The organism is Ekhidna sp. ABH4_415 (assembly GCF_056161305.1).
On record NZ_JBSWYW010000004.1, the window covers coordinates 359,019 to 371,468 of the forward strand.

The 12,450-nt window shown below is 41.8% G+C and carries 10 protein-coding genes; all 10 read right to left on the reverse strand.

Annotated features, from left to right (window positions below):
- Window positions 1-6: 6 nt before the first annotated feature.
- From ACXAH9_RS08900 to ACXAH9_RS08945, 10 genes are read right to left on the reverse strand one after another with little or no spacing between them, the layout of a single operon-like run.
- Complete coding sequence (locus tag ACXAH9_RS08900) at window positions 7-576, reverse strand: cytochrome c oxidase subunit 3 (protein WP_474894509.1); 570 nt, start codon at window positions 574-576, stop codon at window positions 7-9.
- On the reverse strand, window positions 573-1,463 hold the full coding sequence (cyoE, locus tag ACXAH9_RS08905; RefSeq protein WP_474894510.1) for a heme o synthase: 891 nt from the start codon (window positions 1,461-1,463) through the stop codon (window positions 573-575). Before cyoE ends, ACXAH9_RS08900 begins: the two co-directional genes overlap by 4 nt.
- A complete protein-coding gene (locus ACXAH9_RS08910) occupies window positions 1,460-2,479 on the reverse strand; it encodes a COX15/CtaA family protein (RefSeq protein ID WP_474894511.1) in 1,020 nt (339 codons plus the stop codon). The genes cyoE and ACXAH9_RS08910 overlap by 4 nt, the downstream gene beginning before the upstream one ends.
- Window positions 2,463-4,325: a cytochrome c oxidase subunit I gene (locus tag ACXAH9_RS08915; RefSeq protein ID WP_474894512.1), complete on the reverse strand. Its 1,863-nt coding sequence runs from the start codon at window positions 4,323-4,325 to the stop codon at window positions 2,463-2,465. Before ACXAH9_RS08915 ends, ACXAH9_RS08910 begins: the two co-directional genes overlap by 17 nt.
- A 6-nt stretch (window positions 4,326-4,331) precedes the next feature.
- On the reverse strand, window positions 4,332-5,420 hold the full coding sequence (locus ACXAH9_RS08920; RefSeq protein ID WP_474894513.1) for a cytochrome c oxidase subunit II: 1,089 nt from the start codon (window positions 5,418-5,420) through the stop codon (window positions 4,332-4,334).
- Window positions 5,421-5,437: 17 nt separating this feature from the next.
- The gene (locus ACXAH9_RS08925) at window positions 5,438-6,796 is read right to left on the reverse strand and encodes a quinol:cytochrome C oxidoreductase (protein ID WP_474894514.1); all 1,359 of its coding nucleotides are present in this window, start codon (window positions 6,794-6,796) and stop codon (window positions 5,438-5,440) included.
- Window positions 6,797-6,804: 8 nt separating this feature from the next.
- Window positions 6,805-7,431, reverse strand: a complete 627-nt coding sequence (locus tag ACXAH9_RS08930; protein ID WP_474894515.1) for a c-type cytochrome — start codon at window positions 7,429-7,431, stop codon at window positions 6,805-6,807.
- Between the two features lie 2 nt (window positions 7,432-7,433).
- Complete coding sequence (locus ACXAH9_RS08935) at window positions 7,434-7,961, reverse strand: DUF3341 domain-containing protein (RefSeq protein ID WP_474894516.1); 528 nt, start codon at window positions 7,959-7,961, stop codon at window positions 7,434-7,436.
- An 11-nt stretch (window positions 7,962-7,972) separates the two neighbouring features.
- Window positions 7,973-9,346, reverse strand: a complete 1,374-nt coding sequence (nrfD, locus tag ACXAH9_RS08940; RefSeq protein ID WP_474894517.1) for an NrfD/PsrC family molybdoenzyme membrane anchor subunit — start codon at window positions 9,344-9,346, stop codon at window positions 7,973-7,975.
- Window positions 9,346-12,447, reverse strand: a complete 3,102-nt coding sequence (locus ACXAH9_RS08945) for a TAT-variant-translocated molybdopterin oxidoreductase (RefSeq protein WP_474894518.1) — start codon at window positions 12,445-12,447, stop codon at window positions 9,346-9,348. The genes nrfD and ACXAH9_RS08945 overlap by 1 nt, the downstream gene beginning before the upstream one ends.
- Between the last annotated feature and the right edge of the window lie 3 nt (window positions 12,448-12,450).

Genomic DNA, 12,450 nt, shown 5'->3' on the forward strand with positions numbered 1-12,450 from the left:
TTAGGTTTAATTATTGAAAATCAAAAATAAGTATAAATACAACCAAAGTCCACCAAGAAAATGCCAGAAAGTAGTACACATTTCAATTCGCACCATGCTCTTTGAATGAACTTTATATTTAAATGCTTTTGCCAACACAATCAACAGAAAAATCACCGCTCCAATTAAGTGAACAACATGCAGTCCTGTAAATATGTAAATAAATGAACTAGCCGGGTTTCCAACAAAATGATAGCCTCCATCTACCAGCTGACCCCATGCTTTTACTTGCCCTACGATAAAGGCTAAAGCCAAAATACCGGTCACAGCCAATCCTATTCGTATATTCTGAATGTTATTACGCTTTGCTGAAATGTAAGCGAAGTGCATGGACACACTACTTAATAGTATGATTGCAGTGGTCCATTTAAACAAAGGCGGAAAATCAATATAGATCCAATCCCCTACCGATTTCTTTACAATATAGGCACTCGATAGTGAGATGAAAATCATGATTACCGAAACCAAAAACAGCCACATGGCGAATTTTTGGGGATGCATGGATCGTACCTTACCTGCTTCTATCTCTCCTGTCATATCTTGTCAATTAAAAAGGTTATTTGCACAATAGGTAAGTAGATGAATGAGCCAAACATAATGCGCCTGGCTTTTTGATTAGATGTATCTTTCATTAGGCTGAAGGTGGTTGCTAAAAACAACACCCCACATACTGTAGCTACTACTCCGCTGGTAAGACCTGTCAGTCCAAAAATCGTAGGAAGTAGTCCCAGGGGCAACAGGAACAAGGTATAAACCATAATATTGATGGCTGTACTTAAATCCTTGGCTCCACCTCCCGGTAATAGTTTAAATCCTGCTTTCTTATAGTCCTCATCAGACACCCATGCAATCGCCCAAAAGTGAGGAAACTGCCAAATAAACTGGATACCGAAAATGATCATGGCTTCATAAGACAACACACCGCTTGCAGCAGCCCAGCCGATTAATGGAGGCAAAGCACCTGGAATAGCACCCACAAAAACAGCAATGGATCCTACTCTTTTCAACGGTGTATAAACAAACGCATAAAGTAGTAAAGACAGAAATGACAATGCGGTTGCTAACACGTTGGTAGCAAGTAGCATTAAGGCTAAACCGGCAATACCTGTCAGAATACTAAACCATACGGCTTCTGTTTCAGTAATGCGATTAGAAGGTAATGGACGATTTTTTGTCCGCTTCATGATCGCATCGTACTTCTGTTCAAGCACTTGATTGATCGTAACTGAGGAACCGGAAACCAAGAATCCGGCAATCAGGAATAAAAGGAAGCTTCCCCAGTTCAACACGGATTGGTTTGCCAACGCATAGCCAAATCCTGATGAAAAAACGACTAAAAAGGAAAGACGAGGTTTTAGTAATTCGTAATAAGCACGTGCTTTCTCAGAAGTGCTAATATCGATATGTGAAACAGCCGTATTCATTTCTCGAATTTGAGACGCAAAGTTAAATAAAACAGCAGGCTAAAGATACCCACTGCTAAAATTAAATGAAGGGGTTGTACCCAAAATGGAAAGTCGAAACGAACCATCGCAATTCCGGCAATCATAGCCATAAAAACCAACACAACTAGCTGCATAGATCGTTGGACAATCCAATCCTCCCCGACCTTACGAGCAAAATAAAACATGCTTACTACTCCAATTAGAATCAGCCATGAATAAGACCGATGAACATAAAATGTAGTAGACAGGTAATTGACCCATTCACTTCTTCCAGTTGTGGACACCAGCAAGTCATCGATCACTCCTCTCACCTCTGTGCCAAGAATAATCTGTGGAATGAATAACAATGTGGTGAGCAATCCAATAATAAAAAGTGGTTTATGTTTTATTGTCTTCAATTCTCTCACCTTCACATTCATCCAGATCAACAAGGCCACAATCAACAATGCCAGTAGCATATGAAACGTAATAAAACCATGAAGAAGGTTTGTAGACACAACCAGCGAGCCAACCCAGCCCTGAAAGCCTGTTAGGATGAAGATTGCTACACCCATTATTGGAATCCAAATTGATTTTTTCCGAAAAGAGAAGGATAAAACCATATTCAGAAAGACTAGCAGACCAATTAACACACCAACTAACCTATTGATATACTCAATCCATGCTTTAGTCGCATTAAATTCGTGCTCAACCAACACCGCCGGATCTTTCGTGATCTTTTCACTAAGTTCCTGATAGCCTAGTTTGCTAAACAAACCAGATAGTCGTTCATTCTTAGCTATTCGCTGTTCACGGAAGACATCCTGATAATTTTCAGGTAGCGTTTCAACGCTGGTTGGCGGAATGTAGGAGCCAAAGCATTTCGGCCAGTCCGGACATCCCATGCCCGCACCCATTACACGCACAATGCTCCCAACTAGGATCAGTACGAATACTGATCCTAGTGTAATTGCATTGATTCTTAAAAATTTCTTTTGATTAATTAGCTTTCTCAACTCCTGTCAAATCTTCATCCTTCGTTAGCTCATTCTCGTGCTCAAGGTTAGATTCAGGAGTGTGTGAGTAAGGTACTGTTTGCGGAATGAAATCATCTTCTGCTCCGGGCTTACTATAATCGTAAGGCCATCTGTATACCTTCGGTATCGCTCCAACCCAGTTTCCGTGTCCAGGAAACCGTGGTGTTGTCCATTCCAGTGTGTTGGATTTCCATGGGTTTGCTGGAGCCAACTTTCCCCTCCAGATGGAGTAGAAGAAGTTGAACAAGAAGATAAATTGTGCAGCAAAAGTTAAAATTGCAGCGACACTTACAAGCGCATTCAAATCTCCGTAGATATTGAATGTCTCAAAAGAAGTAAATGAGTAATATCTTCTTGGGAATCCAGCAATTCCTATGTAATGAAGTGGGAAGAACACCAGGTAAATCCCGATAAAGGATAGCCAGAAGTGTACTTTTCCAAGTCTGTCATCCATCATTCGTCCAAAGAACTTAGGGAACCAGTGGTACACACCCGCTAATAGTCCAAAGAACGATGCACTACCCATTACCAGGTGGAAGTGAGCCACCACGAAATAGGTATCGTGCAAGTTGATATCCAATACCGAGTTTCCAAGGAAAATACCTGTCAATCCTCCTGAAATAAAGAAGGACACCAACCCAATTGAAAATAGCATGGCTGGCGTGAAAACGATATTTCCTTTCCACAATGTAGTGATATAGTTAAATGCTTTGATGGCTGACGGTACCGCAATTACCAACGTAAGGATCGTAAATACTGACCCTAAGAATGGGTTCATTCCTGTCACAAACATGTGGTGTGCCCATACGATGAATGACAAGAAGCCAATTCCTAACATTGATCCAATCATCGCTTTATACCCAAAGATTGGCTTACGTGCATTTGTTGCGATGATTTCAGATGTGATACCCAAAGCAGGTAGAATTACGATATATACCTCTGGGTGTCCAAGGAACCAGAATAAATGCTGATACAAAATAGGGCTACCACCTACATTAGGAAGTGCCTCTCCTGCTATGTAAATCTCTGATAAATAAAAGCTTGTTCCGAATGATCTGTCAAAAATCAGGAGTAAAGCTGCTGATAACAACACCGGGAATGAAAGTAGTCCAAGTATTGCAGTGATAAAGAAAGCCCAGATTGTCAACGGTAATCTGGAGAAGGACATACCTTCTGTTCTGAGGTTGATCACTGTAGTGATATAGTTAATACCACCAAGAAGTGACGATGCTATGAACAGTGCCATTGACACCAACCATAACGTCATTCCAAGGCCTGAACCTTGAATAGCCTGTGGCAGTGCACTTAATGGAGGGTAAACCGTCCATCCCCCACCTGCAGGTCCTGTTTCAATAAATAAGGAAATGAACATTACCACACTGGATGCAAAGAAGAACCAGTAAGAGAGCATGTTCATAAACCCAGAGGCCATATCTCTTGCACCAATCTGAAGTGGAATCAAGAAATTCGAGAATGTCCCACTCAAACCAGCTGTAAGCACGAAGAATACCATGATGGTACCGTGCATGGTTACCAATGCAAGATAAAATTCTGCGTCAAGTTTACCAGCTTCGGTGATCCACTGCCCTAGCATTGGTCGCAACCATTCCAGGCTCATTTCCGGAAATCCCAGTTGCAATCTGAAGATGATTGAAAGTCCGCCTCCAATCAATGCCCAGAAAATTCCTGTAATCAAGAATTGCTTCGCGATGGTCTTGTGATCAGTCGAGAAAATATACTTGCTTACAAACCCCTGCTCATGATGCTCATCGTGGTGATCATCATGCGACAAATCTTCCTGTAGTTGTATATCTGTTACTGACATATGATTTTATTTAAAACTGCTTGCAGCAGTTGTAACTTTTTGTTCTTTCTCAATGTTTTCGATTCCAGCAGCAATTTTTGCAGCTTCTTTCAGATTCTCAGGTACCTGGCTGATGTAATCTGGATTTTGCTTAAGAAACGTGTTTTCCTGACTCTCCTTGTACCATGAATCATACTCATCCTGCTCTAATACCGTAATGATACCCTTCATCCCATAATGACTCTTACCACAAATCTTATTACAAACAAGCTCATAGTTAAAATCAGGATTTCCGGTAATCTCTCTCATCTCTGCTGTACTTACCGTAGGTGTGAACCAGAACTGAGTAGGCATACCCGGCACAGCATTCATCTGCATTCTGAAATGCGGATTGTACACACTATGGATCACATCACGCCCTCTTATCTTCAACAACACTGGCTTATCTTTTGGTAAAACAAGTTGTGTAGGCATGAAATCATCATGACCACTTTGATCTGATAAATCTATTCCCATTGAATTGATTGCATCAATCTTTCTGAAGTCATAATCACCTAATTGGCCATCTTTTCCCGGATATCTGAAGGCCCATGCGTACTGATAACCCATCACTTCGATTACCTCGGCATTTTCAGGTGCAGGACCTGTGATCACATTCCACTGCTTTAACCCTGAAATAATCAACCATGCCAAAACAACTGCCGGTACCAATGTCCATATCATCTCCAACTTATTATTATGTGGATAGTAATGAGCTTTATTGCTCTCTTTGTACCGATACTTGAACCCAAATCCAAAAAGGAAGATTTGAGTGATAATAAATACTGCCACTGTGATCCACATAGTAATCCAGAAAAGGTTTTCTGTTATTACTGCGTGCTCAGAGGCAATCGGCAAATTGTAGTTATCGTATTCTGTGATTGAAAAATAGAAGAATGCAGCTATTCCCCCAACAAGAAACAATAACATCAATACTCCTTGAAGGCTGTTGTTTTTAGAAACGTAACCTTCACTTTTTTTCTTCTTTACAACACCAACTAAGGTCGTGACACGGTAAGCTGTGAATATTACAGCAACAATTAAAATGACCGCTAGTACAATTATTAAATTAAGCATAACCTATCCCTCACTTATTAAATATGATGATGCAAACTTTCTTTTAACATTGGGTGGTTCTTCGCAAATAGAGGTGCTTTCGAAAGTGCATTGTAAGTCACAAATAAGAAAGCGCTCAAGTACACGAGAATTAACCCTATTTCAAGGAATCCAAAGCCTCCATTGTCTCCTACAGTTCCCGGCGAAACCATCATGTAAAAATCCAGCCAGTGACCGAATACTACTGCAGGACAAACCACTTTTAGAATTCTTGTATGTCTCTTCGCATCTCTAGTCATTAAAACCAAGAATGGGAAGAAGAAGTTTAGAATTAAATTGATATAAAATACAGGAGCATAATGATCATCTTTCCATCGCTCCAGGAAGTATACAGTCTCTTCAGGAATGTGCGCATAATAGATCAATAAAAACTGGGAGAACCAGATATACGTCCAGAAAATACTGAATGCGAAAACGAACTTCCCAAGGTCATGGATGTGGTTTTCATTCACCACAGACAAGTATCCTTTGTCTTTCAACATTACCACTATGAATAGTGTAAGGGCCAGACCTGCTACCCACCAGCTGGCAAAAGCATACCAGCCAAACATGGTACTAAACCAGTGCACATCAATTGACATAATCCAATCCCATGCTGCCATAGAAGAAGAAACTGCAAAGAATACAAGGAAAATAGCCGAGATCTTTCTCATCTGGTACCACTTGGTAGTACCTCCTTCAATATCCTCAGATAAAGCAAGTGACTTTAGTTTTCTAAACAAGAGGTACCATACTCCAAAGAAGATTACTAACCTTCCAATCCAGAATATAGGGAATGTACCACCTTCCAAAGGCCAGAAAAAATAAGCTGCTTTCCCCTTTACTATCTTATCTCCACCAACTTCCGCATATAAATCCTCATGTGTCCAGTGAAAAATATCATGCCCGCCAATCATAAACACCACGAGCATCAGTACAAATGCAATTGGAAGCCAATTTCCAAAAGCCATTGGAATTCTCTTAATACCTGTTGCCCATCCTGCCTGAGAGGCATATTGGATAGCAAAGAAGAACACTCCAATGATTGCTAGGCCAGCGAAGAATACATTGTTGATCCAAAGATTAGATAGCACTCTTTTTACAGATGGGCTACTTCCATGATGTGCTTCATCACCACCTTCTTCACCGTGTGATCCGCTGTGATCTTCAGCTTCATATGGTTCCTCTCCGTGCCCGTCAGATACTACTTCTGAATGATCTCCGCCATGACCTCCGCCATGATCACCTGAACCTAATGTAAAATAGCCTAGCACAGAAAGTACCAACCCCACCAATAAGGTAATGATCAGACGTTTCTTCGCAGTAGCAGTAAATTCAAATCTTTCTTCTGATACCATGAGTAGTGTTAATTCGACTTTTGCAATTCTTTAACGTAACGAGCGATTCTCCATCTGTCCTCCGGACTAACCTGTGAACCATGAGCACCCATCAAACCTTTTCCATAGGTAATCACATGAAAGATGTGACCCTCTGTGATTTCTAAATATGCAGCTCCATTCAAATTCGCTACACCTGCATATTTATCAGCAACTAATCCGTCAGCATTTCCTTTTGCTCCATGGCAATGCTTACAGTAGCTATCGTATAATGCCTTTCCTTCCTTAACTACACTCTCATCTTCTACAGGAAAAGGACTTTCCAGTGTTTGAGCAGCGATTTCAAGATCGTCAATTGTCATTCTTACCGGAAGTGGCTCACCCCTTCTTACCGTATTAGCTACAGGCTCGCGCATGTTCATTTTGAACTGGTTGTAAGGGTTGGAGTTGTAAAACTCACCATGTCCATCCTCATCATTAGAATCCAACCACGTACCAGCATCTTCATTTGTAATCTGAGTCAATGGCTCATATGGAGTAGAATGATACATCTGAGGAGCATATTCCAATCCAGTGTCATCCACACCAGCAGCACATGAAGCTAAAACAGCTCCAAGTGTGATAATTCCTAAATATCTAAATGTCTTTAGTCGCATTATCAATCAAACTTTTTATTGTTAACCTCTGTAGCTCCGCTCCCCTGCAACACTTTCTTAATGTCTGCTTCTGATTTGTTATTTCTATCCAAATCAATTGCCATTACATGCTTATCGTCTGTGATTCTAATATCATAGATTCTTGGCTTTCCCCATGGCTTCAGGTTCGAAATCACAAAGAATGTTCCCACCATACCAAAAGATGCCAAAAGTACCGTCATCTCAAAAGTCACCGGAATGAAAGAAGGAATCGGAATATAATCCTTACCTCCAATGATCATTGGCCAGTCAATACCCATCATTCCAACCATCATGGTCAAAGCCAGGCAAGTTCCGGTAATACCAAACAAGAATGCAGCCACTGAAAGCCAGCTTCTTTTATATCCTAATACTTCCTCTATTCCGTGGACGGGAAATGGTGAATAAACCTCTTCGATTTTCACACCGGATTCACGAACGGTTTTGATGGCATCCATCAAAACATCTTCATCGTCATAGACGCCCAATACGTAATTCGTTCCTTGAGACATATCTTATCTATTTACGCCGACTTAGACGGCTTTTCACCTGTTGCTTTAATAATACTCTTAACCTCAGCCATGTTGATTACAGGGAAGAACTTCGCAAACAGGAAGAACGCTGTAAAGAACAAGCCAAATGTGAACACATACACGCCGATATCATACATCGTCGGGTAGAACATAGCCCAACTTGATGGCAAGAAATCTCGGTGTAGTGAAGTCACTATAATTACAAATCGCTCGAACCACATTCCAATATTTACAATGATTGAAATGATGAAGGTTGCAGCAAGATTTGTTCGAATCTTTTTGAACCAAAATAGCTGTGGTGAGATCACATTACAGGTCATCATTGACCAGTATGCCCACCAGTAAGGTCCTGTTGCTCGGTTTATGAAAGCGTATTGCTCAGCTTCCACTCCTGAATACCACGCGATAAAGAACTCAGTAATGTATGCAATACCTACAATCGAACCTGTCACAATGATGATGATGTTCATCAATTCAATGTGCTGGATCGTAATGTAATCTTCCAGTTTATAAACTTTTCGTGTTACCAGCAACAATGTCAATACCATCGCAAATCCTGAGAAGATCGCCCCTGCCACAAAGTATGGAGGGAAGATTGTGGTGTGCCACCCAGGAATTACTGAAGTCGCAAAGTCAAAGGATACAATGGTGTGTACTGAAAGTACGAGTGGAGTTGCTAAGCCAGCAAGTACAAGAGACACGGTCTCGTAGTGTGACCAGGTTTTAGCTCCACCTGTCCAGCCGAAACTGAGTGCGCCGTAAATAGCTTTCGAAATTTTGTTCTTTGCTCTATCTCTGATCGTTGCAAAATCAGGAATCAGACCTATATACCAGAATACCAATGAAACAGAGAAATACGTTGAGATGGCAAACACATCCCACAGTAGCGGAGAGTTAAAGTTTACCCACAGCGATCCGAATGTATTTGGAAGCGGTAATGCCCAGTAGAATCCTAACCATGGACGACCCATGTGAAGAACCGGGAACATCGCTGCACAAATTACTGCAAAAATCGTCATCGCCTCTGAGGCTCTGTTAATGGACATTCTCCATCGCTGACGGAATAATAATAGTACAGCTGAAATCAGGGTTCCTGCGTGACCGATACCTACCCACCATACGAAGTTGGTGATATCCCAGGCCCAACCAACAGTCTTATTGAGACCCCACATTCCAATTCCATCCCAAAGGGTGATCGCTACTGCATACCCTCCGGCCAGGAGAAGTGCTAAAGAGACTGCCATGGCTAGCATCCATGTGATGGATGGTCGCTCCTCTACTCTTCCAGCAATATCCTCAGAAACATCGTGGACGGTTTTTCCACCTGTTACTAAGGGTATCCGTACTTCTGATTCTGCGTGCATTATGCTTCTATTTTATCGTTGTTGTCTTTGTTTCTTACTTTGGTCAAGTACCATACGTTCGGCATCACTCTCAGCTCTTCAAGCACATGGTAGGCTCGATCTTCCTGAGCTTCCACACTCTTCTCTTTGTACTTCAATTTCAATGTTTTGGAAATTCTGCTTTCCGGATCTTTCATATCTCCGAATACAAGTGCATCGGTAGGACATGATTTCGCACAAGCGGTTTGAATTTCTCCATCAACAGGTCTTCTGCCTTCTTTCTTAGCGTCCAGCTTACCAGACTGGATTCGCTGTACACAGAATGTACATTTCTCCATTACCCCTCTAGCTCTCACAGTCACATCCGGATTCAATACCATCTTACCAAGGTCGTTGTTCATTGGTGTATTCGCATCGAACTTCGCATTGTCATGGTATTTGAACCAGTTGAATCGACGTACTTTATATGGACAGTTGTTCGCACAATATCTTGTACCAATACATCTGTTGTAAGTCATTTGGTTTAGACCCTCACTGGAGTGCGTAGTAGCTGCAACCGGACATACTGTTTCGCATGGTGCACTGTTACATTGCTGACACATCATCGGCTGGAAAGTAACTTCCGGATTTTCAATCGCAGCAAGCTCTTTCTGCTTCACCTCCATGAGGTTCTTATCATCAGCAGTCAGCTCATTCTCAGGTCGTTCACTGTAGTATCGATCAATTCTGATCCAGTGCATCTCTCTTCGATTCAACACCTCTTCCTTACCTACTACAGGAATGTTATTTTCTGTCTGACATGCTACTGTACATGTTCCACAACCTGTGCACGAGTTCAGATCGACAATCATTCCCCAGTGGTGGTTCGGGTATTCGTGTCCTTTCCAAAGGGAAACAGCATGAGGCCTCACTTTAGACCCATCAGCTTTCGAGATCATCGGGAAATGTCTTCCTGCCTGAGGATCCTTTTGGTATTCACCAAGTGTCGTTTCCTGTATTACTGTTTCTCTTCCTGCGTAGGTCTGACTGGTTTGAGTTTGAGCTACTTTTCTTACTTCACCAGTAAGCTCCATGGTAGCTTTTCCACTGTATCGTAAGCCTTCAGCAGAACTGCTAACAAGTTGATAAGCATTTACTCCAACACCATTACCTACTTTACCAGCTTTGGTTCTTCCGTATCCAACAGCTAAACCAACTGTTCCATACGCCTGTCCTGGTTGAGGAATTACCGGTGCAGTTACAGACCTGCCATTTACAGTAAGTGTAGCAACCTTGTAGTCCATATCCCCACCTTTAACAGCCCAGTCGTTTTCACGAGCTAGCTTTGGAGAAACTGTGAAGTAGTTATCCCAACAAGCTTTAGTAATCGGGTCTGGCATTTCCTGCAACCATGGGTTGTTTGCCTGAACACCTTCGCCTACCGAGTAGTTTGTGTATAGCGCAAGCTCAAGTCCGTTGGACTTAGCTGAATATCCTTTCAGGTTTCCAGCTACCACAACTGGATCTACAGAAACTGTTTTCGAAGCAGCCGGTGCATCTACATTATAAACGCCATCGTGTAGGCATTTATCAAAGAATCTTGTAACATCACCATCAGCGAATGGCTGCCAACCTTCTTTTACAAATTCGTAGTATGATGCATCATTTTCAGCCCATCTTAGGAAAGATTCCTGAGCCTGACGTGTGTTGAAAATATTTTTAATTGTTGGCTGTGAAAGGGTCAAGTGACCGGTCACCGGTTCAAAGTCATTCCATGACTCAAGGTAATGATGGTCAGGAGCAACATACTTCACAGAGCTGGAAGTTTCATCCATTCTGTCAGAAGTAGAAATAGTCGTTTTAACTTTTCCCAGTGAGCTTACCAATTGAGCTCCCACAGGGTGATCATAAGCTGGATTACAGTTATAGAAAATAACCGTTCCTACGCTTCCGCCCTTCACATCACTAACAAGCTGATTGAATGCACTGTCACTCCCTTGTCTTGTATTGATGCTTTTCGTCAGATCAATCGTTGCTCCATAGCTTTGAAGCAAATCATTGATTGCTATGACGAGAAGCTGAACGCTTTTGTCATTCGATCCGCTTACTACAACCGCTTTACCTCTTGATTTCCAAAGGTCATTAGCTGCTTTTTCAAGCATGACCGAATCTTCCAGTCTTGCTACCCCTACAGTTGCCGCTCCTGCTTTCTGAGCAATTAGATTGTATAGGTTAGCCACATATAGCCCTTCCTGAGAAGGCTTGATTGGTTGTCGGTAATCAGCATTTGATCCTGTCAATGACAGATTGGATTCAAAAGCATATAACCTGGACATTTCCTTCTTGTCCGGACCTAATTTTCTAGTTGAAGCAAACTGCTTATTGTTGACTGCCTGATTTGGCCAGTTGCCAAGAAAATCAGCAGTTATGGATACAATGGTGCTTGCTTTTGAGAAGTCATGCCAAGGCAGGCTTCTAGCTCCAGTAGCTTCACCGTAAGCATCAAGTAATCCACTCATGGAAACCGGATCATATTGAACATGATCTACTTCACCATATTTATCTCTCAATGCCTGAATGGCTCTTGAAGTGCTAGGGCTGCAGTTTGAATAAGAAACAATAGTGATCTTACCAGTATTTGCTGCAAGCTCTGATTTTATCCTATTATCGATGGTTTCCCAATCGGTATCTTCTCCAGCAATTTTTGGATTCTGTAGACGTTCCTGATCGTAAAGTGATAGTACAGATGACTCAACCTGAGTGGTTGTTCCTCCTTCACTAATCATAGAAAGCTCATTGCCTTCTATTTTGATCGGACGACCTTCTCTTGTCTTTACAACTACTGAAGCAACATCGTTACCCATGGCGTAAGTAGAAGCATAATAATTAGCTACTCCAGGATCTACGTCAACTGGTTTATTGACATAAGGAATCGCTTTTCTTACTGGTGCCTCACATGCTGCTAAAGAAACCGCAGCTACACCAAAGCCCATCATTTTAAGAAAATCCCGACGGGATGGCTCACCATTGTCTCCACCATTTATCGGCAAATAATCCGGGAATTCTTTTGAAGCTCGTTCTTGGAAATCTGCTGTGTTTTCCAATTGCTCCAACCCTTTCCAGTATTTCTTAGTTTCTTTCATTTC

Bases quoted from the DNA above. Each gene is read 5' to 3' on its own strand.
- ACXAH9_RS08900 (WP_474894509.1), bottom strand. From the start codon at position 576: ATGACAGGAGAGATAGAAGCAGGTAAGGTACGATCCATGCATCCCCAA.
- cyoE (WP_474894510.1), bottom strand. From the start codon at position 1,463: ATGAATACGGCTGTTTCACATATCGATATTAGCACTTCTGAGAAAGCA.
- ACXAH9_RS08915 (WP_474894512.1), bottom strand. From the start codon at position 4,325: ATGTCAGTAACAGATATACAACTACAGGAAGATTTGTCGCATGATGAT.
- ACXAH9_RS08920 (WP_474894513.1), bottom strand. From the start codon at position 5,420: ATGCTTAATTTAATAATTGTACTAGCGGTCATTTTAATTGTTGCTGTA.
- ACXAH9_RS08925 (WP_474894514.1), bottom strand. From the start codon at position 6,796: ATGGTATCAGAAGAAAGATTTGAATTTACTGCTACTGCGAAGAAACGT.
- ACXAH9_RS08930 (WP_474894515.1), bottom strand. From the start codon at position 7,431: ATGCGACTAAAGACATTTAGATATTTAGGAATTATCACACTTGGAGCT.
- ACXAH9_RS08935 (WP_474894516.1), bottom strand. From the start codon at position 7,961: ATGTCTCAAGGAACGAATTACGTATTGGGCGTCTATGACGATGAAGAT.
- nrfD (WP_474894517.1), bottom strand. From the start codon at position 9,346: ATGCACGCAGAATCAGAAGTACGGATACCCTTAGTAACAGGTGGAAAA.
- ACXAH9_RS08945 (WP_474894518.1), bottom strand. From the start codon at position 12,447: ATGAAAGAAACTAAGAAATACTGGAAAGGGTTGGAGCAATTGGAAAAC.